Genomic DNA, 22,671 nt, shown 5'->3' with positions numbered 1-22,671 from the left:
TGATGACACGCACATGACGGCGCCCAGGCCTGGCCGGATTTCTGATCCGCCCGCATCACCTGACCTTCACTGGCCCCAGAATTGCTTTGCTTCCCCTGGGCAAACAGGATGAAGGAAAGCACATGCGTTGTCTCACCATGGCGGCCGTTCTGGCCACAGCGCTCGCCGTGCCGGTTCATGCGCAGGAATTGAGCGGCACGCTGAAGAAGATCAAGGACACCGGCGCGATCACCCTCGGGATACGCGACAGTGCTGTGCCGTTCAGCTATATCGACGACAAGCAAAAGATCGTCGGCTACGCCGTCGATATCTGCAAGAAGATCGTCGACGAGATCAAGGACGAGCTCAAGCTGGACAAGCTCGAGGTCAGTGAAAACATCGTCACGTCGTCCAATCGCATTCCGCTCATGGCGAACGGGACCATCGACCTCGAATGCGGCTCGACGACCAACAACGCCGACCGCCAGAAGCAGGTGTGGTTCACCAACACGCATTTCCTCACGGCGAGCCGGTTCGTGTCCAAGAAGGCGCTGAAGCTCGACCAGGTCGATGACCTCAAGGGCAAGGCCGTCGTCTCGGTCGCGGGCACGACCAACATCACCCAGCTCAACAAGGCCAACGCGGCCCGCTCGCTCGGGATCACCGTGATGAATGCCAAGGACGTCCCCGAGGCGTTCCTGATGGTCGAGACCGACCGCGCGCAGGCCTTCGTGATGGACGACATCCAGCTTGCGGCCATGATTGCCTCATCGAAGGATCCGGCGCTCTATGCCATCAGCAATGGCGCATTCTCGGATCCGGAGCCCTATGGCATCATGCTGCGCAAAGACGATGCCCCCTTCAAGGCGGTGGTCGATCGGGCCACCGCAAAGCTCTACAAGAGCCCCGAGATCGAGACGATCTACAACAGATGGTTCATGGAGCCGGTGCCGCCGCGCGGCCTCAACTTCCATGTCTCGATGCCGGCCTCTCTCAAGAAATCTTTCGAGAATCCGTCGGACAATCCCGATCCTGCGTCCTACGGAGGATGAGGACGGCTTGGGGGTGGCCCGGACTCGTTCGGTCAATCCGTGCTGCAGGTTACTCCAGATACGTCGTGAGCTGCGCACCCTCATCCGCCACGAACACGGCGATCAGTTCGGCCGGCTCCGTGGTGCTGGCGTTGGCAGAGACCAGATGCGTCGCTCCCGGCGGCTCGAAGAAGGACTGGCCGACACCGAACGTCTCGACCGGGCCGCCCCCGAGCTGGGAGCGGATCTCGCCCTTCGTAATGTAGGCTGTCACCGAGCCGGCGTGCCGGTGCGGTCGCGAAAACCCGCCAGGACCATAGAACACGCGCACGATGGTGACGCGCTTGCCCGGAACGTTCGGCAATGCGTAGGAGCCGATTGGCTCGACCTTGTCGAGCGGCGAGCTTTCCGCGGCGGTGGCGCAGAGCGGCGCGAGTGCGCCTGATACGGTGTCCATCGCCACCGGCAGCACCTTGCCGATCGCAAGCGCGCAGACGAGCCCGCCGGCGACGGCCAGCGCCATCGAGCGCAATGGCGCAGGGCGTGGCATGGTGACCAAATTCATTGCAATCATGACAACCTCCCCTCGTTGCAATCAGGACGCCGCAGCATTCGCCGCGACCGGCCGCTTCGCCGGCGTCCAGCGGAAGGCTGCGCCAAAACGGTTCCAGACGTTGATCGAGGCGATTGCCGACGTCAGGTACATCAGTTCGGTCTCGGAGAATTCACGCTGGACCTCCGCATAAACCTCGTCGCCGAAGCCGTCGGGCAGCAGAGTCAGTGCCTCGGCCCACGCCAGCGCTGCACGCTCGCGCGCCGAGTAGATCGGTGCCTCGCGCCAGACCGCGACCAGATGGAGCTTGTCCGTGGGCACGCCGAGCCGCTCCGAGAGAAGGACATGATGCTGCACGCAGAAGGCGCAGCCGTTGATCTGCGAGGCGCGCAGCTTGACCAGCTCGAGCAGCTGCTTGTCGAGGCCGGCCTTGGCCGCGACCTGGCCCAGCGCCAGCACCAGATCATAGGCGTCAGGCGCAATCTTCTTGAAATCCTCGTATTCGCTGCGGGCGTGTGACATTGCCGCTCATCTCGTGCTATTGTAAGGGTGCTTACATCTTATAAGAACCCTTACATTATGCGCAAGTCGATCAACATCACGAAATCGCAACCGGTGCAAAAGGCGCCCAAGGCGGAGGCTGCGGTGCAGGTGCCCGCCCCCGGCGAAGGCAAGCGCGGCGAGCAAGGCTATCTCGGCTATCTCTTGCGTCAGGCCCACGCGGCAGTGCGGCTGAAGATGGAACGCACGCTGGCCGATCTCGGCGTGACCTCGCCGCAATTCGCCGTGCTGACCATGCTGAACGCCTATCCGGGACTATCAGGCGCCGATGTCGCCCGCCTCACCTTCCTGACGCCGCAGACCGTAGGCGTCATCATCCGCAACCTCGAGCGCGACGGCGCGATCCTGATGACGCCGCATCCCGTTCACGGCCGCATTCAGCAATGGACCCTGACACCGCGCGGCGCGGCGCTGCTGAAATCGTGCCGGGACCGCGTGCTCGAACTGGAGAAGCGCCTGGTGACAGGGCTCGACGGCAAGGCGGAAGGCACTGTCCGCCGTTGGCTTGCGGGCATCGCAGCTGATCTGCAGGACGAGGCCTAGTCGCCTCCTCGGTCGCCGCCATCACCTCCGTCGGCATCCCCGAAATCAGCGCAGGCTTAAAGTTGGAGGATTTGAAACTCCCGAGCGGCTGCGCTATCCGCCCTTCAACGTTTTCTTGACCTCGCCGTCGGGCCAGGTCTCGCCGGCCGCTATGACCCGGACGCGGGTTCTGTCCGCGGCATTCACCAGCACATGCGAACTCATCTGGTCGCCGCTCGGTTCCAGATGCAGGTCTGTTTCAGGTTTCCAGCTTAGCGTTGCCGCGAGATCGCCTGGAAAAATCTGCCAGCACGATCCGTCGTCGAGCTCGACGACATGGCTCTCCGCATGTGCGCGTATCTTCATTCCACCCCGAAATCTCGTTGAAGAAGACGGGCCCCGGCGATCGGCCGGGGCCCTGCTCAGTCAATCGTTGTCGTGATGAATCACGGTCTTGCTGCGGTTGCCGAATTCATCTTCCTTCTTGATCACTGTGGTGCGGTCGGCGGGCGCGCGCTCCTTGATGACGGTGGTCCGATCGCGATCACGGTCGCGATATTCGTGGGACTCACCGACGGTCACACCGGCGCCGACCGGACCGACGTGAACACCGACTTCATCGGCAAACGCAGGGGCCGCGATGGCGGTGACCGTGGCAGCGGCAAACAGATATTTCCTCATCTCATCCTCCTCCAATGTATGCGAAGGGAATGCGGGACTGCGACACTTTGTTCCGGGAAACAGACGTGCAAAGCTGTTCCTGCTGTTCCAGGAACCGACTCACAGGAGCCATGTTTCCCGCTACAATACGCGCATGAAACAAGCTGATTCCTCGGCCAATCACACCCGCCGCACCCTGCTCCAGTCCACGCTCGGCGCAGCTACCCTGCTCGTGCTGCCAGCGCGTGTTCTCGCCTCACCTCCCGGCTTCGACGAGTGGCGCGAGGGTTTTCGCGCGCGGGCGATGGCCAAGGGCATTTCGGCTGCGACCTGGCAGCGCGCGATGGCGCGGGTTGAACCCGACATGAGCGTGTTCAAACAAATGCGCAACCAGCCCGAATTTCACGAGCAGGTCTGGCAATACATCAACCGCCGCGTCTCCGACTGGCGCATCATCAACGGCAAGATCGCGCTGAAGAACAACGAGGCGCTGCTCGCGCGCATCGAGCGCGATTTCGGCGTCGAGCGCGGCACGCTGCTGGCGCTGTGGGGCGTCGAATCCGCCTATGGCGATCCGCTGGTGCAGCAGAACCACATGACGCCGGTGTTTCCCTCACTCGCCGCGCTCGCCTGGAACGAGCCGCGCCGCAAGGCCTATTGGGAGACCGAGCTGATCAACGCGCTGCGCATCGTCGACAAGGGCTGGAGTACGCCGGAGGAGATGCAGGGATCCTGGGCCGGCGCGATGGGCCATTCGCAGTGGATGCCGGAGGTCTGGCTCAATGTCGGCATCGACTATGACGGAGACGGCAAGGTCTCGCCGTTCGGCAAGCCCGATGATGCGCTCGGTTCGACGGCAAAATATCTCGTCAATCGCGGCAAATGGCACCGCGGCGAGCATTGGGGCTACGAAGTGCGCAGCCCCGGCGAAATGAGCGGCAGCCGCACCTACGCTGCGTGGCAGGCGGCCGGCGTCACCCGCGCCGATGGCCAGCCATTCCCGCAACCGAATGCGACCGCGCAGATGTGGACGCCCGTCGCGGGCGGACCGACGTTCCTGCTCGGACCGAACTTCTACTCGGTGAAGAGCTACAATCCCTCGATGAACTATGCGCTCGCGATCTGCCATCTCGGAGACCGCTGCCTGGGCGCGCCGCCGTTCATTCAGCCCTTCCCCGGCTCCGAGCGCGTGCTGACGCTCGCGGAGGTGCAGGAGATGCAGACGCGGCTGACCAAGGCCGGCTTTGATACGGGCGGCACCGACGGCCGCGTCGGCAATGACACCATGAAGGCGATCAAGGATTTTCAGCAGCGCGCCGGGATCACGCCCGCTGATGGTTATGGCGGGCTGAAGGTGCTGGCGAAGCTGCGGCAGGGATCGTAAACCGACTCAGTGCCGGTACTGCGGCTCTTCCGCATCGAGCTGACGGCGGATCGCGGCGAGATGCAGGCGCGCGGATTCGGAATCGCCTTCGCGCATCTGCTTGTAGGTCGCGGCGGCGATCGCGGGATCGACCGGCAGCACCTTCCGTCCGGTCGACATTGCCAGCACTTGCACCTCGGCGGCGCGTTCGAGGTAGTAGAGATCGTCCCAGGCCTCCGCAATCGTCGGCGCCAGCACCATCACGCCGTGATGCTTCATGAAGACGATGTCGGCATCGCCCACGGCTGATGCGATGCGTGCGCCTTCGCGGTTGTCGAGCGCGAGGCCGTTGTAATCGCGGTCGACCGCGGTTCGGCCGTAGAATTTCAGCGCGGTTTGCCCGGCCCAGATCAGGGGATCACCCTCGGTCATCGACAATGCGGTCGCATACGGCATGTGGGTGTGGAAGGCGACCTTCGCGCGCGGCAGGCGCCTGTGCATCTCGGCGTGGATGTAGAACGCGGTCGCCTCGGGCTCGCCGTCGCCATCGAGCACATGGCCATGGAAGTCGCAGATCAGGAGCTTTGACGCCGTCAGCTCGCGGAAGGCGTAGCCGTAGGGGTTGACGAGGAAAAGATCGTCATGGCCGGGCACCACGGCCGAAAAATGGTTGCAGATGCCCTCCTCAAACCCGTTGCGCGCGGCCATCCGGAAGCAGGCGGCGAGATCCTCGCGCGCAGTGCGGATCGCATCGGTCGCGAGGTCCGGCCGGTTCGAGCGAACGGCTGCGGGTGAGGAGGCGTGAAGGCTGTGCGCCATGGCGAAGGAGACCTCTTTCGAGCGGGAGACGGCAGCGTTTTTACAACGCCGACGCGTGCACGTCAGCCCCTGCGGCCGCCACCCTGCCCTGCGCGTCTCACGCCCGCCGCGGCACGCCGCCGGCATTCATGCCGCCGTCGATCACGAGCTCGCTGCCGGTGACGTAGCGCGAGGCATCAGAGGCCAGATACAGCACGCCGGAGGCGATCTCTGCAGCCTGGCCCGCGCGACCAAGCGGGGTTGCGACCTTGGCGCGCTCCTCTGGATCGATCGGCGCATTCTGGCCTGCGCCAGTCGCACCAGTCGGGATCTTGCCCCAGATCGGGGTATCGATGATGCCCGGATGCACGGAGTTGACACGGATGCCGTCGCCGGCCGCCGCGCACTCCATCGCGATCGACTTTGCGAACAGCCGCACGCCGCCCTTCGTCGCCGAATAGCCCGACAGCCCGGGCGCGCCGCGCAGGCCCGCGAGCGAGGACATCATGACGATCGAGCCGCCGCCATGCTTGCGCATCAAGGGCAGGCAATGCTTCACGGAGAGAAACACGCCATCGAGATTGATCGCGTTCTGCTTGCGCCAGTCGGAGAGCGTCATGTCGACGATCGAGGGCACGGCGATGCCGATACCGGCATTTGAGACCAGGATGTCGAGCCGGCCGTGGCGCTTTGCGATCTCGGCCGTGATCTCGATCCAGCGCTCCTCGCTGGTGACGTCCTGCTCCAGGAAGATCGCATTGCCGCCGGCATTGGTGATGCGCTTGGCAAGCTCGGGGCCGCGCAGCTCGTCGATATCTGTCGCAATGACGGTCGCGCCCTCGCGCGCGAACAGCTCGACGATCGCCTCGCCAATACCGGACGCGCCGCCTGTCACCAATGCGACCTTGCCCTCAACTTGCCCTGCCATGTTCACTCCCACTTTTGTTGTTTGCGGTTTGTTGTCTGTTGCCGTTACCTGATCACGGATGGCCCCTGGTCCGGTAGTGCGACGTCCATGACGCGAAACTGCACACGCTCGGCGCCCTGATAGCGATCGACCGACAAGGAGCCAGCAACATGCAACTGCTGGCCACGATTGGCGAGGAGCGCATTGCCGAGCTTTTGCCCGACCGAGCGGAACGCGATGCCGTTGACGATGGCGCCGTCCCCCGACTTGAAGCGGAGCCGCAGATGCGCCTGCCCGACCTCGTCGGCAAAGACGAGCTGATGCGCCGGCAGCGCCAACACCGGCTCCGGATTGCCGCTGCCGAAGGGGCCCGCGCGATTGAGCGTGGTCGCAAGCTCCGTCGTCACCGCCCGCGCCGAGACCGCTCCGTCGATGTAGAGCTCATTGACATGGCGCGCCTCGGCGACGTCCTGCGCCAGCGCATTCTCCAGATAGGCGCGGAATTCGGCGAGCTTCTCTTTCCGCAGCGTCACACCCGCGGCCATCGCGTGGCCACCGCCCTTGAGCAGGATGCCGTCGGCGACGGCCCGACGGACCGCCTTGCCGAGATCGACACCGGCGATCGAGCGGCCCGAGCCGGTGCCGATGCCGCCGGGCTCCAGCGCAATCGCAAACGCTGGCCGCGAGAACTTCTCCTTCAGGCGGGAGGCCACGAGACCGACCACACCGGGATGCCAGCCTTCGGACGCCGTGACAATCACGCCGAGCTTGTCTTCCAGCCCGATCGAGGCGAGCGCCTCGGCTTCGGCCTGCGCTTCGGCGGCCTGCTCGATGACGCGGCGCTCGCTGTTGAGACGGTCGAGCTCGGCGGCGATCCGCGCGGCCTCGACGCTGTCGCCCTCGAGCAAAAGCCGCACGCCGAGATCGGCGCGGCCAATGCGGCCGCCGGCATTGACGCGCGGCCCCAGCATGAAGCCGAGATGCCAGGCCTCCGGCGGGCCATTGAGCCGCGCCACGTCCATCAGCGCGGTATGGCCGACATGGTCGCGTCGCCGCATCGCGATTAGACCTTTGGCGACGAAGGCGCGGTTGAGGCCGATCAACGGCGCGACGTCGGCAACGGTGCCGAGCGCGACGTGATGCAGCATGCCCAGGAGATCGGGCTCGGGCATCTCCGCACTCCAGAACCCGCGCTGGCGCAACTCGCGATTGACCGCGACCAGCGTGACCAGCACGAGGCCGACGGCGGCGAGATGGCCGAGGCCGGAGAGATCGTCGAGCCGGTTCGGATTGACCAGCGCGTCGACCTCCGGCAGCTCCGTGCCGGCCTGATGGTGATCGATCACGACGACGGACATGCCGAGGCGCCTGGCTTCGGCCAGCGGCTCGATGCTGGTGGTGCCGCAATCGACGGTGACGAGCAACGTGGCGCCCTTGGACGCAAGCCCGCGCACCGCTTCGACGCTGGGGCCGTAGCCTTCAAAAATGCGGTCGGGAATGTGGATCAGCGGATCGAGCCCGCAATGGCGCAGATGCCAGGCGAGCAGCGCCGCCGAGGTCGCGCCGTCGACGTCGTAGTCGCCGAAGATCGCGACGGTCTCGCCCTTCACTGCGGCATCCGCGATGCGCTTCGACGCGGCTCCCATCTCCGTCACCGTGAACGGGTCCGGCAGCAGCTTTCGAATGGTCGGATCGAGGAAGTCGGGCACCGCGTCGATGTCGACACCGCGCCCCGCAAGCACCCGCGCCAGCAATTCCGGCAGCTGGTGGCGCTGCACGATGGCGAGCGCCGTCGCGGCGCCGCGTGCGTCCAGCCGGTTGCGCCAGAGCTTGTCGGTGAGCGAGCGCGCCACGCCCAGGAAGGCCTGGGGCATTTCGACGGGCAAGGCGGTGGCGGGCGGCGTCATGACCGGAAGTCGACTGTTGGGAACTCGGGGCCCGGACAATCGGGGATGTCCGGTCACTGGCTGAAAGCGATTGGCCGGCAATCCCTCGGGATTTGCAACGGCCGGCGCGCACAAAGCGGTGGATGGCTGCCTACCCGGCGGGAGTGACTACCATTTAGGCATTCCGCCGAACAGGAAAATTAAGCAGGCGTTAGGTTGAATCCTAGAAAAAGACTCGTATTCGATCTGTGAGTCGTTGTTCCCAGTTCATTGCAGATCAGGCCTCATTGCCAAGGGAAGTCCCCGATGTCTGCTGCGCTGGGTCTGAAAACCAAGCCGATCACTACCGAACCCGACGACGATTCCGACATCTCCGCGCTGATCAACCGCCTGACCGCGGAGGTCAACCAGATCGCGGTCGACAAGACCAAGTCGATCCAGCAGATCACCAACCAGATGAAGATGCTGGCACTGAATGCGCTGATCGAGAGTTCGCGGGCCGGCGCGCAAGGCGCGGGCTTCGCCGTGGTGGCGCAGGAGGTACGCGGCGTCGGCCAGCAGGTCGAAACCATCGCGCGCGAGCTCGAGACGCAGCTGACGAAACGCACCGGCGATCTCGTCGCCTCGATCGAGCGCATGAGCCAGCGTTCGCGCGGCGAGCGCATGATGGATATATCGCTCAACGCGGTCGAGCTGATCGATCGCAACCTCTATGAGCGTACCTGCGACGTGCGCTGGTGGGCGACCGATTCCGCATTGGTCGATTGCGCGGCCTCGCCTGCGCCTGCCGCGGTCACCTACGCCTCGCAGCGGCTTGGCGTCATCCTCGGCGCCTATACCGTCTATCTCGACCTCTGGCTCTGCGACCTCGACGGCAACGTCATCGCCAACGGCCGCGCCGACCGCTTTCGCGTCGTCGGCCAGAACGTCGCCCACACCAAATGGTTTCGCGAGGCGAAAACCTTGCGCTCCGGCGACGACTATGTCGCCGGTGACATCGAGAACCAACAGTTGCTCGGCAACGCCCAGGTCGCGACCTACTGCGCCAGCGTCCGCGCCGGCGGCCAGGCCAACGGCGCGCCGATCGGCGTGCTCGCCATCCATTTCGACTGGGAGCCGCAGGCGCGCGCCATCGTGCAAGGCGTGCGCGTCGGCGACAACGACAAGGCGCGCGTGCTGCTGGTCGACTCGCATTTCCGCGTCATCGCCGCCTCTGACGGCCATGGCATTTTGAGCGAGCGCATCTCGCTGTCGCTCAACGGCCAGCGCTCCGGCTTCTACCACGACCGCTCCGGCACCATGATCGCCTTCCATGCGACGCCGGGCTACGAGACCTATCGTGGGCTCGGCTGGTACGGCGTCATCGTCTGCGCGGCTTAAGGCGGAAGCCGGTCTGCCCGGCTGTCCATTCCAAATCGTAGAAACAACCCCATGCACAGTAGCAGGAGGGTTGTTTTCATGATGGTTTTCGTTCCCGATCCGGCGGGACGAAAGCGAGCCCGCAATTTTCGCGTGTTGCCGTTTGACACGTCGGGCAAAACACCGGCATTCTGCGACAATGGCGTCGTTCGCAAGCGAGGCTGACGACTGGCGCCGCCGCAATGTCCAAACCTCCGCTTTCAGACCCGACCTCGCGCGCCACCTCCGACAGCACGGGAGGCGCACCACGCGACGGCTTCGCCGATCTCGTGCCTGAGCTCGGCGTCTTGAACATTCACGCCAGCCTGTCGTTCTGGCGAGACCTGCTCGGGTTCGACCTCGCCTATGACCGCCCGGACGCGCGATTTGCCTATCTCGTCAGGGGACGCTTGCAGGTGATGCTGTGCGAGCTGAATGGACGCTGGGAGACCGCAGAGATGCAGCTTCCGTTCGGACGCGGCATCAATTTTCAGATGGTCGTCGACCGCATCGCACCGATCCTGAACGCACTCGACGAAGCGAAATGGCCGCTCTACGAGCCACCAAACGAAGCCTGGTATCGGGTCGGTGATCACGACGTCGGGCAGCGTGAGTTTCTCGTCCAGGATCCCGATGGCTATTTGATCCGCCTCGTCGAACGCTTGGGGACACGCGCACCGTCGTCATCCCAAGGGCGCTAGGCTTTGGCGATCCCCTCCCCGACCTTCTGCAATGTTGCAAGTCCAAGGGTCTGCGACGGTCGCTCTCCGAACATCGCAAGGTAATATTGCGAGAACCGGCCGAGCTCGTAGAACCCCTGCTGCATGGCGACGGCTGCCACGGTCGTCGAACCGGGCGCGCTATCGCGCAGGATGGAATGAACCGCGCAGAGACGCTTGTGCCGGAGGAAGCTGACCGGACCGAGACTGAATACCTCCTGAAAGGCACGGTGCAAGGTGCGCCGCGATACGCCGAGCGCCGCGCAGATCTCCGACACATGCACCGGGCGCGTGCCGGCCTCGTCAAGATACTCCTCGACCCTGCGGATCAGCCGTCGCGCCGAAGGCAGCCAGCCGGTGTCGTCGGGCGGCAACGACGACATCACGTTGGCCGCCATGCATTCAACGATCGATCGCTTCCAGAAATCGGCGGTCGACGGCGTCAGGCTGCCATTGCGGGTGCGCAGATGCGACATGATCCGGACCAGGCGGCGCGTGGCGATCGCGCCGGTTTCGAGATCTGCCCGGAAATGGCCGCGGCTGCGCCAGGTGTCGGGGTCGCTCAGCTGCGCCTCGCCGCCAAACAGCGAGGTGACTTCGCTGAGATCGAAGCGCATCGCGGCGTAAGCCGAGGCACCGTGGAAAACGCCGTCATGCTCGAGCAGCGGCGGAATCACGAGCACGTCGTTGAGCTGCATGTCGAACGACCAGTGAGCAACGCGATCCTGGGCCGCCAGCAGCATTCCGATGATCAGCTTGTCGTCGCTGGAGACACGCTGCGTGCGCATGCCGACGTTGAACGTGCCGATGCTGAGTGAGAAATCGCCGATGCCAACGTGAGACAACGTCCCGCGCAACCGGCCGCGGCCAAGCTGCATCACGTCGACATGCGAGCCGTGGACGGCCTGGTGAAGTCCTTCGAAACCGTCCAGCTTGCGCGAATCAACCAGAAGGAATTTCCCCATGGCTGTACCCTGTTACTGAAGCGCGACAATTCTGCGGCAGGCAGCGGTAAAATACCACTACAACGCGAGGTGGGTACGACAAACCAACTTCGTGTTTTGAGGCAAACGCGATCGAAATCCTGCAGGCAAAATCTGCTGCATTGCGCTGCATTTTGAGGGATTTGCGACATGGGGCATTAAGTCTCACGGGCCGCCCGTGTGTACTGGCACAAACTGCACATCACAGCCGGCCAATCTTCGGATACCGTTTGCAACCTCAGCGATATCAATCAAATGCGCTCTGCGGGTGGCAGGGCGTACGCGGCAAAGTTTGTCGCGTGCTCGAAAGCTGCGCGCAAAGGAAAGAGATGTTGACGCAATGCCGCGTCCAACTCTCCGAGCGCCAAAAAAGAGGGGACCAGACAATGCGTCCAACGTACCGGGCAATGCGCCGTCGTCGAAATCTGCTGAAGTCGGAGCTGTAGTGCCAGGTGGAATACGCTTATCGGAGTTTCCACCATGTTGCGGGCGGATATGGATCACTGCGAGTGGTTGCCGGATGATGTGAAGACCGGCGAGATGGTCTTCATTCCCGGCGGAACCTTTCGCATGGGATCCGACCATCATTATCCCGAGGAGGCGCCGAGCCATCGCGTCGCCGTCGATGGTTTCTGGATTGATCGCACGCCGGTCACGAACCGGCAGTTCAAGCAATTCGTCAACGACACCGGCCATATCACTGAAGCGCAGATCGTTCCCGACCCGAAAGACTATCCCGGCGTGCTGAAGGAGATGCTCTACGCGGGATCGCTGGTGTTCTCGCCACTGCCGCGCATCACCGATCTCACCGATTGGAGCCAGTGGTGGTCCTTCATGCGCGGCGCCAATTGGCGCCACCCTTACGGGCCGGGCAGCAACATCAGGGGCCTCGACGACCACCCTGTCGTGCACGTCTCCTATAGCGATGCGGCGGCCTATGCCCGCTGGGCCGGCAAGGATCTGCCGACCGAAGCCGAATGGGAATTCGCCGCGCGCGGCGGCCTCGAGGCTGAGGAGTTCGCCTGGGGTGACGCGCTGATGCCCGGCGGGAAGCACATGGCCAATATCTGGCAGGGTAACTTCCCTGTCCAGAATCTCGGCGAGGATGGGTATGAGCGCACCTCGCCGGTCCTGGCCTTTCCGCCGAACGGCTACGGCCTCCACGACATGATCGGCAATGTCTGGGAGTGGACTGCTGATTGGTGGTCGTCAAAGCGCGTCGCCGATGCAAAAAAAACCTGCTGCATTCCCCAAAATCCCCGCGGCGGCCGCGAGGACGCAAGCTACGACCCTCGCCTCCCCGACATCAGGATTCCCCGCAAGGTCCTGAAGGGCGGCTCGCATCTCTGCGCGCCCAATTACTGCCGCCGTTACCGTCCCGCCGCGCGCCATGCCGAGCCGGTCGACACCTCGACCAACCATGTCGGCTTCCGCTGCGTTGTACGCATGGCGCTCGTCATTCACCGCGAACAAGAAGGATCTGAACCGATCGCTCGAAAGTACTGACGGAGGCATCACGCAGCCCCGATGACCGGAGAAAAAAACAGCCAGCGGCAATTTCGCATCGACTTCCAGACATCGATCATCACGGTGTTCGTGGGCGTCGTGCTGCTCGTGGGCCTGACCCTGGTCTATCTCAGTTTTGAGCGCGTCACGTCGATCACACGTACCGCAGCCTCCGGCTTCATCGAGAAGGTCGCGCAGTTGGGCGCCGACCACGTCGACGAGCAGTTCAAGGACGTACGCGACAATCTCGACATCCTATCCGGCCTGCCCGCGATCCAGGAAGCCGACATCGCCGACAATGCGCGGCTCTACAGCCTGATGGCGGCGATGCTGCGCAACAATCCGCGGCTGTTCAATCTCTACGTCGGCTACGACGACGGCTCGTTCGTCGAGATGGACGTGATCGACCGCGCCAGGCCGGCGTTCCGGGCGGGGCTGAAGGTCGATCAGGATGCGGCATTCCGGCTGGTCGTGATCTCGCACACGGCCGGCAGCGCGCCAGTCACGCAATATCTGGCGGAGAACCTGATCCAGGTTGCGGAACTCGCGGGGCCCGCCGGCTATGACCCGCGGCAGCGGCCCTGGTATGTCGAGGCGTTCAAGAACGACAGGACGCTGTTGACCGGGCCTTACGTCTTCTACGCCACGGGCGAGCCCGGCTACACGCTGCGAACGCCGCTGAAAGAGGGCCGCCGCGGCGTCGTTGCCGGCGACGTGCTGCTGAACCGGTTCGAGGACATGCTGGCGGAGCAGAGGCTCGGCCAATCGGGGCTCGCCTTCCTGTTCAACGATGCCGAGCGCATTGTCGGCCATCCCGAGATGAGCCGCCTGATGACGGAGATGCCGGAGCGGCAGGACGATCTGCCACAGATCGGGGCGCTCAAGCTGCCCGCGCTGGTCCCGATCATCCGCTCCTGGCGCGACGGCGGGCCGGCGCAGCAATTCTTCGACGATTCCGCGGGCCGGACCTATATCGCGGCAGTCCGCCGGCTCGATACGGCCGGGTCGGCCAATGTCCGGCTCGCGATCGTCGCGCCGCTCGACGAATTCTACGCCCGGATCATCAACGAGCGCCGCACGCTGTTCGCGCTGGCGCTGGCCTTCGTCGGCGCCACGCTGCCGTTCGCGTTCTGGCTGGGGTCGCGGATGGCAGAGCCGCTGCGCAAGCTGGTCGAGGAGACCGACGCGATCCAGCGCTTCGACATCGCGGAACGGCCCCGCATCCATTCCGCCATCGCCGAGATCGAGGAGCTCGGCCGCTCGGTCTTCACCATGCGCAACGTCGTCAGTAGCTTTGCGAGCTTCATTCCGCGCCCGATCGTGCGTCAGCTGATCGAGACAGGTTCCTCGATTCGTCTCGGCGGCACCAGGCGCGAGGTCACGGTGCTGTTCACTGATGTCGCCGACTTCACCGCCAAAACCGAGCGGGCCGATCCGTCGCAGGTGATGATCTACACCTCGCGCTATTTCGCGGCGCTCTCGGACGAGATCATGCGGCACCAGGGCACGGTCGACAAATATATCGGCGACGCCGTGATGGCGCTCTGGAATGCGCCGGCGGACGATCCCGATCATACCCTCAACGCCTGCCGCGCCGTTCTCGCATGCCTTGCGGCAAACGACGCGCTCAACAAGAATTTTCGGCGCGAAGGCTGGCCGCCCTACGACACGCGCTACGGCCTGCATGTCGGCGACGCCGTGATCGGCAATGTCGGCTCCAGCGATCGGATGAACTACACCGCGCTCGGCGCCACCGTGAACCTGGCCGCGCGGCTGGAAGGCCTTAACAAGAATTACAGCACGCGCGTGCTGGTCAGCGCCGCCGTGCGCGCGCGTGTCGGCGATGCATTCCTGTTCCGCAGCGTCGACAGCATCACCCCGAAGGGATTTGCCGGGCCGGTAGAGGTCAGCGAGTTGCGCGGCGAGCTGGCGCAGGCCAGTGAGGCCGAGATCATCATGTGCCAACGCTGGGACGAGGTTTTTGCCGCGATCGCGCAGGACGGCGCGGCCGACACCACCCTGGTCCGGCTCTCCGGCTTCCTGCACGATTATCCCAAGGACGGCATCGCGCAGTTTCACGCCCGGCGTTTTCGCGCGGCGGCCCGGAATGCGGGAGCTGCGGCATGAGCCCGGAGGTTGGATAGAGATCACCTTGGCTGCGGGAAACTGGCGGGACGATCATTCGGTCGAGCCAAAGGGAATGCTCCCTTACCAATTTTTCTCGGAACGCACGTCTCCTGAGCATTTTCCGGCAAGTCCGGCGGGTTACAGGCAAGAGCGTGCCCGGCAACTCTGTTAGGATGCATCTCGCATCACGTTTACCGGCGTGAGAGCGTGGGCATCCGTTGGATTCGGTCAACTCACGTTCCGAAAGGTTGAGGAGACGTGCCATGAAGATTGTCGTGATCGGCGGGACCGGGTTGATCGGATCCAAGCTCGTGGCGAAGCTCAAGCAGCAGGGCCATGAGGCCATCGCGGCCTCGCCGAAGTCCGGCGTGAATGCCGTGACAGGGGAAGGCCTCACCACAGTGCTGGCTGGCGCGGATGTGGTCGTCGACGTCGCCAATTCGCCATCCTGGGAGCCTGCCGCCGTGCTCGAATTCTTCGAGCGTTCCAGCAAGAACCTCGTCGCTGCCGAAGCCAAAGCTGGCGTCAAGCATCATGTCGCCCTGTCGATCGTGGGGACCGACCGCTCGCCCGACATCGCCTATTTCCGTGCCAAGCTCGCACAGGAGACCATCGTCAAGGCTTCTTCGATCCCCTACTCAATCGTCCGCGCCACCCAGTTCTTTGAATTCCTCGGCGCTATCGGCGAAGCGAGCGCGACTGACGGCAAGATCGTCGTTCCATCGGCGCTGTTCCAGCCGATCGCGTCCAACGACGTCGCCGATTGCCTCGCTGAGGTCGCCACAGGGCGACCGCTGAACGGCACGATCGATCTCGGTGGTCCCGAGAAGGCTCCCTTCAACGAGTTCGTCGCGCGGCGCCTGAAGGCGGCCGGCGACAGCCGCCCTGTGATGGGAGACCGTACGGCGCAGTATTACGGCGCCCCCATTGACGACACTTCGCTGATCCCGCTCGGCGAGGCGCGGCTTGGAAAAACGCCGCTCGCAACCTGGCTCACGAGCGTCTGAGGATCTGTCTTCCGGCCTTCGCGACCGGCGCTGGCATCATCAGCCGCCTTCCACGAACGCGACCGGCGTCCCTTTCGCGACGCTGGCTGCGACGCGTTCGGCGTCCCAATTGGTGAGACGCACGCAGCCGTGCGATTGTCCCTTGGAGATATTTTGCGGCGACGGCGTGCCATGGATGCCATAGCCGTCGGCGGACAGGTTGATCCAGATCGTGCCGACCGGATTGTTCGGGCCGGGCCTGATCTTGAAGGGTTTTCGGGAATGAACGCCCTTGAAGTGATAAGCGGGATTGTAGCGGTAGGTTGGATTTGGATCGATCTCGGTGACCTTCAGCGTGCCTGAGGGCGACGGCTTCTCCTCGCTTCCGACGCTCGCCGGATAGAAGCCGATCAGCGCATTCGACTTGTCGAACAGTTTCACGGTCTGCCGCTTCTTGTCGATCTCCACCCTGTCGGCCTTGGCAGGCGCAGCGCTTCCTCCGTCACTCGTATCAACGACGGCGATGGTCTCGCCGGCACGGTCGAAATGGCGTCCGGGATTGAGCGCCGCCAGCAGCTGTTCGCTCATGTGAAACTTCTCGGCCAGCGCTTCGCGCGGACTGGTGTAGCCGAGTTTCGGAATGTCCTTCATCTCCTCCATCCTGGCTGGAAGCTTGTGCAGGAACGGGCCTGCGACGTCCTTGTCGGTGATGGTATAGGTCGCCGTCGGCCGCCGGTCGTCCGCCTGCAGCGCCTTCCAGACATCGTCCGTCAGCTCATCCGAGCTCGGCAATTGCCGTGCTTCCGCGTAGGCGCGCAGCGCCTTCTTTGCGTTCTCCCCGAATTTGCCGTCGATCTCGCCCGGCGAGAAGTGGGCCCTGTCCAGCAGCACCTGCAGACGCACGCCCGCCGGGGTCGGCTTCTCGTTCGACAGGGTCTTCTTCGAAGGCTCGGCGGAAGCGATCGCGGCCGCGTCCATTCCGGCGGCGAGCGCTGGTGCGGCCGTCAGTGCGAAGAGCGTGACGGCGAAGGCGATTCTCACTGCGGCGCGTGGCACCTGCTCGGCCATGTTCCAGCTCCGACGTGGAGAGGTTCGTCGGGTGGCAACTCGGCTCCGCGGCGGAAGTTTCCAGTTTTTCCTGACAGCGCGCCGGCCCGGATCAGCCGACCCGTCGCCCGGCCATCTCCGCCGCAAGCAGCACTGCGGCGCGGCTGGCGCCGGTCGATGCGACGCCCTGGCCTGCGATGTCGTAGGCGGTGCCGTGCGCGGGCGTGCAGATCGGAAACGGGAAGCCGCCGAGCAAGGTGACGCCGCGATCGAACCCCATCAGCTTCATCGCGATCTGGCCCTGGTCGTGATACATCGTCAGCACCGCATCGAAGGCGCCGGCCTTGGCGCGCAGGAACACGGTGTCGGCGGGAAACGGGCCTTCCACGGCAATGCCGTCGCGCTGGCCGGCTTCCACCACCGGCGCGATGACAGCGATCTCCTCCCGGCCGAAATTGCCGCCGTCGCCGGCGTGCGGGTTGAGGCCTGCGACCGCAATGCGCGGTCGCGCGAAGCCGGCATTGCGCATGCAGGCATCGGTCAGCGTGAGCGCTCGCTGGATTCGTTCGCTGGACAGTTTGGCCGCGACATCCCTCAGCGGAATGTGCGAGGTGACCCGCGCATTCCAGAGCTCGCCCAGCACGTTGAATTCGCTGGCCGGCGTCTTGAGCCCGGCGACCTCCGCGGAGAACGCGATCTCATCGTCATAGTCAGCGCGGGCATACCGCATCGCCTGCTTGTTGAACGGCGTGAAACAGACGGCATCGACGCGGCCGTCGTGGGCGAGCTCGAGTGCTTGGCGATAATTCGTCAGGGCAAACTTTCCGCCGGCAAGGGTCGCAGTCTTTGGCTCGACATCCCTGGGATCGAGATGGCCGAGATCGACGAACAGCGCATCGCCTTTCGCCGCACGAAAATCACTCCCCTGCTCCACCTTTGTCAGCCCCGGCGCGACGCCGGCAACACGTGCGCCCTCATCGAAAATGCGGCGGTCGCCGATCACGACGAGACGGCTGCGAGCACGAATCTCGTCCAGCGCCACGAGTTTTGCCGTCAGCTCCGGGCTGATGCCGGCGGGATCTCCCATCGCGAGAGCAATGAGCGGCTTTGCGGTCATATGATCACCTTTTCCTGGGCTGTCGTCTCAGTGGCGGGAGATGCTGGCTTGCGAAAAGGCCGCGCGAGCTGCAACACCAGCGGAAGCAGCAGCAGCGCGATGCCGGCCACCACCAGGCACGTCACCAGCTTGTTGGCAAAGAAGATCCCGAGCGATCCCTTGGACATCAGCATCGACTGCCGGAACGCATCCTCGGCCTTGTCGCCGATCACGATCGCGAGCACGAGCGGCGCCAGGGGATAGAACAGCTTCTTGAAGAGATAGCCGACGATGCCGAAGCCGAGCATCATGACCACGTCGAGATAGGAGTTCGACACCGAATAGGCGCCGACGACGCAGATGATCACGATCAGCGGCGCGATGATGACGAACGGAATCCGCATCAGTGCGGCAAAGACCGGCACGGTGAGCAGCACCAGCACGACCGCAACGATGTTGCCGACATACATCGAGGCGATCAGGCCCCAGACAAAGTCCTTCTGGTCGACGAACAGCATCGGTCCGGGATTGAGGCCCCAGATCATTAATCCGCCCATCATGACGGCCGCGGTCGCCGAGCCGGGAATGCCGAGCGAGAGCATCGGCAGCAGCGCGCTGGTGCCGGCGGCATGATCGGCGGTCTCGGGCGAGATGATGCCCTCGACCTCGCCCGTACCGAAATAGCGGCCGCGCCGCGAGAAGCGGCGGGCGATGCCGTAGCTCATGAAGGATGCCGCGGTCGGGCCGCCCGGCGTGATCCCCATCCAGCAGCCGATCGCAGCACTCCGCAGCAGCGCGACGCCGTGGCGCGGCAGGCGGCCGACCGCGCGGAACACCTCGCGCCAGTCGATCTTCGAGGAAACGGCACGGGCATGAAACTCCTCCTCGACGGCGACGAGCAGCTCGCCGATGCCGAACAGGCCCATCACCGCGACGACGAAGTTCACGCCCTTGACCAGCTCGTCCACGCCCATGGTGAGGCGGACGCTGCCGGAGACGGTGTCGATGCCGATGGCGGCGATCGCAAAGCCGATCGCGAGCGCCACCACGGTCTTGATCGGCGCCGCGCCGCCCATGCCGACGAAGCTGGCGAAGGCCAGGAAATAGACCGCAAAATACTCCGCCGGCCCGAAGGCAAGCGCGACCTGAGCCACCCATGACGCCAGGAAGGTGATCAGGATGACGCCGACCAGCGCGCCGAACGCCGCCGAGCCGAAGGCGGTGGCGAGTGCGGTGGTCGGCCGGCCGTCGCGCGCCATCGGATAGCCGTCGAAGGTGGTGGCGACCGAAGACGGCTCGCCCGGGATGTTGAACAGGATCGAGGTGACGGATCCGCCGAACAGCGCGCCCCAATACATGCTGGAGAGCAGGATGATCGCCGACACCGGCTGCATGCCGAAGGTCAGCGGCAGCAGCAGCGACACCCCGTTCGGCGCACCCAGCCCCGGCAGCACGCCGACGAGGATGCCAAGCAGCACGCCGACCGCCATCAAGGCCAGATGCGGCACGGTGACCGCGACGGTGAAGCCGTGCAGGAGTTCTGAGACATTGTCCATCGGGCGCTCCCTAGAACCCGAGTGCGGCGGCGAGCGCGCCGTGCGGCAGGCTCACCTGGAACATGCGCTCGAATACGACGTAGAGGGCGAGCGCCGTCGCCGCCGCCGTAACCGCCGAACGCACGACGGATTGATGCCGGGGGATCACGAGCACCGCGAAGACGTAAGCCGCCGACGCCAGATACATCCCGAGCAGCGGGATGGCGGCGACGAAGATCGCGGCCGGCACGAACAGCCCCGCCAGCCGCCGCAGCTCGATCGACGTGATCGCGATGGGCACGCTCGCCAGCGAAGCGGCCGGCACGACGCCGCGCGCCAGATTGTAAAGGCTTCCAGCGGCGATGATGATGCCGGTCAGGAACGGGAATGTGCCGGCATCGACCCCCTCGCTCGACCAGCCGATGCCGTTGTCCAGACTCTGGACCACCACCGCGACACCGAAACTGCCGGTGAGGATGGCCGTCGCAAGTTCAAGGGCGCGTCGCGAGATCATCGAAGGCTCCGGCGAACACCAGGCATTTGCTCAGTCCTCGTCCTGAGGAGCGCGCTTTGGCGCGCGTCTCGAAGAACGGCTCCAGGCGACATCGCATCCTCGGCCATCCTTCGAGACGCCCACCTCCGGCGGGCTCCTCAGGATGAGGACAATGGCTGCGGTCGGCTGCGCGACCGAAGGCCATCCAACCCTCACTTGACCAGCCAGCCCTGCTCGCTCGCGACCTGCTTGAGGTGCTCGAGATCCTCCTTGATGAACTTGTCGAAGTCGGCGCCGGTGAGGAACGTGTCGATCTGGGAGCTCTTCTCGATGTAGTCCTTCCATTCCGGCGTCGCCTGCACCTTCTTCATGAGGTCGACATAGTAGGCGGCTTGCTCCGGCGTGACCTTGCCGGGCAGCCAGACCGTGCGCGGCTGCTCGTATTGCTTGATGTCGATGCCCTGTTCGGCACAGGTCGGCACGTCGCCCCAGCCCTCGGTCGCCGTGATCTTGGGACCCTGCGGCAGCCGCTTCGGGCTGAAGGCGCACAATGGGCGCTGCGTGCCGCCGCGCCACTGGCCGAGGCTTTCGCTGGGATTGTTGACGTGGGAATCGATGTGCCCGCCAGCGAGCTGCACCGCGGCCTCGGCGCCGCTCTTGAAGGGGATGTAGGTCAGCTTCACATGGCCGGCCTTCTCGATCATGCGGGTCAGCACCTCGTCGGTGTCCTTTGACTGCGCGCCGCCCATCTTGAACTCGCCCGCTGCGGCCGCCTTCAGATAATCCCCTGCCGTCTTGTAGGGTGCGTCCTGCTTGACCCAGAGCAGGAACTCGTCCTGCGCCATCGCCGCGATCGGGGTGAGGTCGGTGTAGTTGAAGGCGACCTTGGAGACGAGCGGCTGCTGCCAGGCGTTCGAGGTGCCGAAGATCACCTTGTAGGGATCGCCGGCGGAGGCTTTGACGTATACGTAGCCTTCGGCGCCGCTGCCGCCGCCCTTGTTGACGACGACGATCGGCTGGTCCGTCAGCTTGTATTTGGTGATGATGTTCTGCACCGCGCGGGCGATGTTGTCGGTACCGCCGCCGGGGCCGGCGGTCGCCACGAACTCAATCGGCTTTTGCGGCTGCCAGGCCGCGAACGCCGGCGCGTTGCCTGCCAGCACGGCCGCATTGACGGACAACAAAAATAGAGACGTCCCACGCATGATTTCCTCCAACTGATTTTTCTGTTTTGTTTGATCAGTCGTCTCGACGTCCGTTCAGGCGACGCGTTCCCTGCGCTCCCTGGATGCCGAGACGATGGCGCCTTCTTGTTCGAGCGCTTCGATTTGCTTTTCGTCGAACCCGTGCTCGGCCAGCACCTCGCGCGTATGCTCGCCATAAACGGGCGCACCGGACACGACCTTGCCCGGCGTCTCCGAGAACTTGACCGGCAGTCCGATCGTCTTGACCGGGCCGAGCGTGGAATGCTCGACCTCGACGACCATCTCGCGCGCCAGCGTCTGCGGATCGCTCAGCGCCTCCAGCATGTCATGCACGGGGCCGCACGGCACGCCCTTCTCGTCCAGCGCCGCGAGCCAATGCGCGCGCGTCTGGGTGCGGAAGCGTTCGCTCAGGACGGCTTCGAGCTCCTTCAGATTCGCCATGCGGTCGGCGCCGGTGACGAAGCGCGGATCGGCCGCGAGCTCGCTTGCGCCGAGCGCTTCCAGCATCAACAGCCAGTGTTTTTTGTTGGCGCCGCCGACCACGAGCCAGCCGTCCGAGGCTTCGAACGCCTGATATGGCGCGTTGAGCGGATGGGCCGAGCCCATCGCGCGCGGCGCCGTGCCGGCGGCCAGCGCGATGGTCGATTGCCAATAGGTCTGCACGAGCGCTGCCTCATAGAGCGAGGTCTCGACCCACTGCCCTTCCCCGGTCTTCAGGCGATGCGTGTACGCGGCAAGGATGCCCATGCTCGCTAGCAAGCCCGCGGTAATGTCGGACAGCGGCGGGCCACATTTCACCGGCGGACCGTCCGGGCGTTCGCCGGTAAAGCTCATGATGCCGCTCATGGCCTGCGCGACGAGGTCAAACCCGCGGCGGTGCTTGTAGGGACCGGTGCGGCCGAAGCCCGACAGCGAGCAATAGATCAGCGCCGGAAACTTCTTGTGCAGCTCCTCGTAACCGAAGCCGAGGCGCTCCATCGCGCCCGGGGCAAAATTCTCGGCCAGCACGTCGGCGTCCGCGATCAGCCGCCGCAGCACCTCCTTGCCGCCGTCGGTCTTCAGGTCCAGCACGATGCCGCGCTTGTTGCGGTTCATCATCAGGAACGAGGCGGCCTCGTCGCCGATCTTTGGCGGTACCGAGTGGCGGGTGTCGTCGCCATTCGGCCATTTCTCGATCTTGATGACGTCGGCGCCCATGTCGGCGAGCATCAAGGTGCAGGTCGGTCCCGCCATGACGTGGGTGAGATCGATGACCTTGAGGCCGGCGAGCGGACCTGCGCGGCGTGAGGTGGAATGCGATCGATCGCTTTGCATCG

The 22,671-nt window shown here is 64.6% G+C and carries 22 protein-coding genes; 8 read left to right on the top strand and 14 right to left on the bottom strand.

What is annotated here, in order from left to right:
• Positions 1-122 precede the first annotated feature (122 nt).
• Entirely contained in the window at positions 123-1,031 is a 909-nt protein-coding gene (locus ACP2YP_RS19370; protein WP_426426034.1) for an amino acid ABC transporter substrate-binding protein, read from the top strand.
• 49 nt (positions 1,032-1,080) lie between these two features.
• Here the strand turns inward: ACP2YP_RS19370 and ACP2YP_RS19365 are convergent, their stop codons facing one another.
• Positions 1,081-1,584 carry a cupin domain-containing protein gene (locus tag ACP2YP_RS19365; protein WP_426426033.1) on the bottom strand — a complete coding sequence of 168 codons (504 nt, stop codon included), beginning with the start codon at positions 1,582-1,584 and terminating at the stop codon, positions 1,081-1,083.
• 21 nt (positions 1,585-1,605) lie between these two features.
• The gene (locus ACP2YP_RS19360) at positions 1,606-2,085 is read right to left on the bottom strand and encodes a carboxymuconolactone decarboxylase family protein (RefSeq protein ID WP_426426032.1); all 480 of its coding nucleotides are present in this window, start codon (positions 2,083-2,085) and stop codon (positions 1,606-1,608) included.
• Positions 2,086-2,142: 57 nt separating this feature from the next.
• Between ACP2YP_RS19360 and ACP2YP_RS19355 the strand changes: the two genes are divergently transcribed.
• Entirely contained in the window at positions 2,143-2,667 is a 525-nt protein-coding gene (locus tag ACP2YP_RS19355; protein WP_426426031.1) for a MarR family winged helix-turn-helix transcriptional regulator, read from the top strand.
• Positions 2,668-2,760: 93 nt separating this feature from the next.
• Here the strand turns inward: ACP2YP_RS19355 and ACP2YP_RS19350 are convergent, their stop codons facing one another.
• Positions 2,761-3,012: a hypothetical protein gene (locus ACP2YP_RS19350; RefSeq protein WP_426426030.1), complete on the bottom strand. Its 252-nt coding sequence runs from the start codon at positions 3,010-3,012 to the stop codon at positions 2,761-2,763.
• 60 nt (positions 3,013-3,072) lie between these two features.
• On the bottom strand, positions 3,073-3,327 hold the full coding sequence (locus tag ACP2YP_RS19345; RefSeq protein ID WP_426426029.1) for a hypothetical protein: 255 nt from the start codon (positions 3,325-3,327) through the stop codon (positions 3,073-3,075).
• 133 nt (positions 3,328-3,460) lie between these two features.
• On the opposite strand from ACP2YP_RS19345, the gene ACP2YP_RS19340 reads away from it, so the two are divergent.
• The gene (locus ACP2YP_RS19340; protein WP_426426028.1) at positions 3,461-4,690 is read left to right on the top strand and encodes a lytic murein transglycosylase; all 1,230 of its coding nucleotides are present in this window, start codon (positions 3,461-3,463) and stop codon (positions 4,688-4,690) included.
• A gap of 6 nt (positions 4,691-4,696) precedes the next feature.
• Here the strand turns inward: ACP2YP_RS19340 and ACP2YP_RS19335 are convergent, their stop codons facing one another.
• From ACP2YP_RS19335 to recJ, 3 genes are all read right to left on the bottom strand, one after another.
• Complete coding sequence (locus ACP2YP_RS19335) at positions 4,697-5,488, bottom strand: aldolase (protein WP_426426027.1); 792 nt, start codon at positions 5,486-5,488, stop codon at positions 4,697-4,699.
• A gap of 97 nt (positions 5,489-5,585) precedes the next feature.
• Positions 5,586-6,395: an SDR family NAD(P)-dependent oxidoreductase gene (locus ACP2YP_RS19330; protein WP_426426026.1), complete on the bottom strand. Its 810-nt coding sequence runs from the start codon at positions 6,393-6,395 to the stop codon at positions 5,586-5,588.
• A 44-nt stretch (positions 6,396-6,439) separates the two neighbouring features.
• On the bottom strand, positions 6,440-8,281 hold the full coding sequence (recJ, locus tag ACP2YP_RS19325; RefSeq protein ID WP_426426025.1) for a single-stranded-DNA-specific exonuclease RecJ: 1,842 nt from the start codon (positions 8,279-8,281) through the stop codon (positions 6,440-6,442).
• 285 nt (positions 8,282-8,566) lie between these two features.
• Between recJ and ACP2YP_RS19320 the strand changes: the two genes are divergently transcribed.
• Complete coding sequence (locus ACP2YP_RS19320) at positions 8,567-9,640, top strand: methyl-accepting chemotaxis protein (protein ID WP_426426024.1); 1,074 nt, start codon at positions 8,567-8,569, stop codon at positions 9,638-9,640.
• Positions 9,641-9,861: 221 nt separating this feature from the next.
• Positions 9,862-10,359, top strand: a complete 498-nt coding sequence (locus ACP2YP_RS19315; RefSeq protein WP_426426023.1) for a bleomycin resistance protein — start codon at positions 9,862-9,864, stop codon at positions 10,357-10,359.
• Here ACP2YP_RS19315 and ACP2YP_RS19310 read toward each other — a convergent pair.
• A complete protein-coding gene (locus ACP2YP_RS19310; protein ID WP_426426022.1) occupies positions 10,356-11,342 on the bottom strand; it encodes a helix-turn-helix domain-containing protein in 987 nt (328 codons plus the stop codon). The two genes, ACP2YP_RS19315 and ACP2YP_RS19310, sit on opposite strands and share 4 nt — an antisense overlap.
• Before the next feature lie 498 nt (positions 11,343-11,840).
• On the opposite strand from ACP2YP_RS19310, the gene ACP2YP_RS19305 reads away from it, so the two are divergent.
• The 3 genes from ACP2YP_RS19305 (at position 11,841) to ACP2YP_RS19295 (ending at position 16,000) form a co-directional block, all read left to right on the top strand.
• Positions 11,841-12,866 (top strand): formylglycine-generating enzyme family protein, encoded by a 1,026-nt coding sequence (locus ACP2YP_RS19305; RefSeq protein ID WP_426426021.1) that lies wholly within the window; start codon positions 11,841-11,843, stop codon positions 12,864-12,866.
• Positions 12,867-12,887: 21 nt separating this feature from the next.
• On the top strand, positions 12,888-14,993 hold the full coding sequence (locus ACP2YP_RS19300; RefSeq protein WP_426426019.1) for an adenylate/guanylate cyclase domain-containing protein: 2,106 nt from the start codon (positions 12,888-12,890) through the stop codon (positions 14,991-14,993).
• Between the two features lie 263 nt (positions 14,994-15,256).
• Positions 15,257-16,000: an SDR family oxidoreductase gene (locus tag ACP2YP_RS19295; protein WP_426426017.1), complete on the top strand. Its 744-nt coding sequence runs from the start codon at positions 15,257-15,259 to the stop codon at positions 15,998-16,000.
• Between the two features lie 39 nt (positions 16,001-16,039).
• Here ACP2YP_RS19295 and ACP2YP_RS19290 read toward each other — a convergent pair whose 3' ends face one another.
• The 6 genes from ACP2YP_RS19290 to ACP2YP_RS19265 form a co-directional block, all read right to left on the bottom strand.
• Positions 16,040-17,047: a L,D-transpeptidase family protein gene (locus ACP2YP_RS19290; RefSeq protein ID WP_426426015.1), complete on the bottom strand. Its 1,008-nt coding sequence runs from the start codon at positions 17,045-17,047 to the stop codon at positions 16,040-16,042.
• Between the two features lie 91 nt (positions 17,048-17,138).
• On the bottom strand, positions 17,139-18,143 hold the full coding sequence (locus ACP2YP_RS19285) for a 4-hydroxythreonine-4-phosphate dehydrogenase PdxA (protein ID WP_426426013.1): 1,005 nt from the start codon (positions 18,141-18,143) through the stop codon (positions 17,139-17,141).
• On the bottom strand, positions 18,140-19,678 hold the full coding sequence (locus ACP2YP_RS19280; protein WP_426426012.1) for a tripartite tricarboxylate transporter permease: 1,539 nt from the start codon (positions 19,676-19,678) through the stop codon (positions 18,140-18,142). The genes ACP2YP_RS19285 and ACP2YP_RS19280 overlap by 4 nt, the downstream gene beginning before the upstream one ends.
• 10 nt (positions 19,679-19,688) lie before the next feature.
• Positions 19,689-20,171: a tripartite tricarboxylate transporter TctB family protein gene (locus ACP2YP_RS19275; RefSeq protein ID WP_426426011.1), complete on the bottom strand. Its 483-nt coding sequence runs from the start codon at positions 20,169-20,171 to the stop codon at positions 19,689-19,691.
• 191 nt (positions 20,172-20,362) lie between these two features.
• Positions 20,363-21,355 (bottom strand): Bug family tripartite tricarboxylate transporter substrate binding protein, encoded by a 993-nt coding sequence (locus ACP2YP_RS19270; protein WP_426426010.1) that lies wholly within the window; start codon positions 21,353-21,355, stop codon positions 20,363-20,365.
• A 54-nt stretch (positions 21,356-21,409) separates the two neighbouring features.
• On the bottom strand, positions 21,410-22,669 hold the full coding sequence (locus ACP2YP_RS19265; RefSeq protein WP_426426009.1) for a CaiB/BaiF CoA transferase family protein: 1,260 nt from the start codon (positions 22,667-22,669) through the stop codon (positions 21,410-21,412).
• Between the last annotated feature and the right edge of the window lie 2 nt (positions 22,670-22,671).

Source organism: Bradyrhizobium genosp. A, assembly GCF_049949275.1.
Lineage (GTDB): Bacteria > Pseudomonadota > Alphaproteobacteria > Rhizobiales > Xanthobacteraceae > Bradyrhizobium.
The sequence above is the reverse complement of the archived record's forward strand: the minus strand, read 5'-3'. Positions and strand labels throughout refer to the sequence as shown.

What these genes read in the sequence shown, in the direction of transcription:
- ACP2YP_RS19370 (WP_426426034.1), top strand. Translation starts at nt 123, where the DNA reads ATGCGTTGTCTCACCATGGCGGCCGTTCTGGCCACAGCGCTCGCCGTG.
- ACP2YP_RS19365 (WP_426426033.1), bottom strand. Translation starts at nt 1,584, where the DNA reads ATGATTGCAATGAATTTGGTCACCATGCCACGCCCTGCGCCATTGCGC.
- ACP2YP_RS19360 (WP_426426032.1), bottom strand. Translation starts at nt 2,085, where the DNA reads ATGTCACACGCCCGCAGCGAATACGAGGATTTCAAGAAGATTGCGCCT.
- ACP2YP_RS19355 (WP_426426031.1), top strand. Translation starts at nt 2,143, where the DNA reads ATGCGCAAGTCGATCAACATCACGAAATCGCAACCGGTGCAAAAGGCG.
- ACP2YP_RS19350 (WP_426426030.1), bottom strand. Translation starts at nt 3,012, where the DNA reads ATGAAGATACGCGCACATGCGGAGAGCCATGTCGTCGAGCTCGACGAC.
- ACP2YP_RS19345 (WP_426426029.1), bottom strand. Translation starts at nt 3,327, where the DNA reads ATGAGGAAATATCTGTTTGCCGCTGCCACGGTCACCGCCATCGCGGCC.
- ACP2YP_RS19340 (WP_426426028.1), top strand. Translation starts at nt 3,461, where the DNA reads ATGAAACAAGCTGATTCCTCGGCCAATCACACCCGCCGCACCCTGCTC.
- ACP2YP_RS19335 (WP_426426027.1), bottom strand. Translation starts at nt 5,488, where the DNA reads ATGGCGCACAGCCTTCACGCCTCCTCACCCGCAGCCGTTCGCTCGAAC.
- ACP2YP_RS19330 (WP_426426026.1), bottom strand. Translation starts at nt 6,395, where the DNA reads ATGGCAGGGCAAGTTGAGGGCAAGGTCGCATTGGTGACAGGCGGCGCG.
- recJ (WP_426426025.1), bottom strand. Translation starts at nt 8,281, where the DNA reads ATGACGCCGCCCGCCACCGCCTTGCCCGTCGAAATGCCCCAGGCCTTC.
- ACP2YP_RS19320 (WP_426426024.1), top strand. Translation starts at nt 8,567, where the DNA reads ATGTCTGCTGCGCTGGGTCTGAAAACCAAGCCGATCACTACCGAACCC.
- ACP2YP_RS19315 (WP_426426023.1), top strand. Translation starts at nt 9,862, where the DNA reads ATGTCCAAACCTCCGCTTTCAGACCCGACCTCGCGCGCCACCTCCGAC.
- ACP2YP_RS19310 (WP_426426022.1), bottom strand. Translation starts at nt 11,342, where the DNA reads ATGGGGAAATTCCTTCTGGTTGATTCGCGCAAGCTGGACGGTTTCGAA.
- ACP2YP_RS19305 (WP_426426021.1), top strand. Translation starts at nt 11,841, where the DNA reads ATGTTGCGGGCGGATATGGATCACTGCGAGTGGTTGCCGGATGATGTG.
- ACP2YP_RS19300 (WP_426426019.1), top strand. Translation starts at nt 12,888, where the DNA reads ATGACCGGAGAAAAAAACAGCCAGCGGCAATTTCGCATCGACTTCCAG.
- ACP2YP_RS19295 (WP_426426017.1), top strand. Translation starts at nt 15,257, where the DNA reads ATGAAGATTGTCGTGATCGGCGGGACCGGGTTGATCGGATCCAAGCTC.
- ACP2YP_RS19290 (WP_426426015.1), bottom strand. Translation starts at nt 17,047, where the DNA reads ATGGCCGAGCAGGTGCCACGCGCCGCAGTGAGAATCGCCTTCGCCGTC.
- ACP2YP_RS19285 (WP_426426013.1), bottom strand. Translation starts at nt 18,143, where the DNA reads ATGACCGCAAAGCCGCTCATTGCTCTCGCGATGGGAGATCCCGCCGGC.
- ACP2YP_RS19280 (WP_426426012.1), bottom strand. Translation starts at nt 19,678, where the DNA reads ATGGACAATGTCTCAGAACTCCTGCACGGCTTCACCGTCGCGGTCACC.
- ACP2YP_RS19275 (WP_426426011.1), bottom strand. Translation starts at nt 20,171, where the DNA reads ATGATCTCGCGACGCGCCCTTGAACTTGCGACGGCCATCCTCACCGGC.
- ACP2YP_RS19270 (WP_426426010.1), bottom strand. Translation starts at nt 21,355, where the DNA reads ATGCGTGGGACGTCTCTATTTTTGTTGTCCGTCAATGCGGCCGTGCTG.
- ACP2YP_RS19265 (WP_426426009.1), bottom strand. Translation starts at nt 22,669, where the DNA reads ATGCAAAGCGATCGATCGCATTCCACCTCACGCCGCGCAGGTCCGCTC.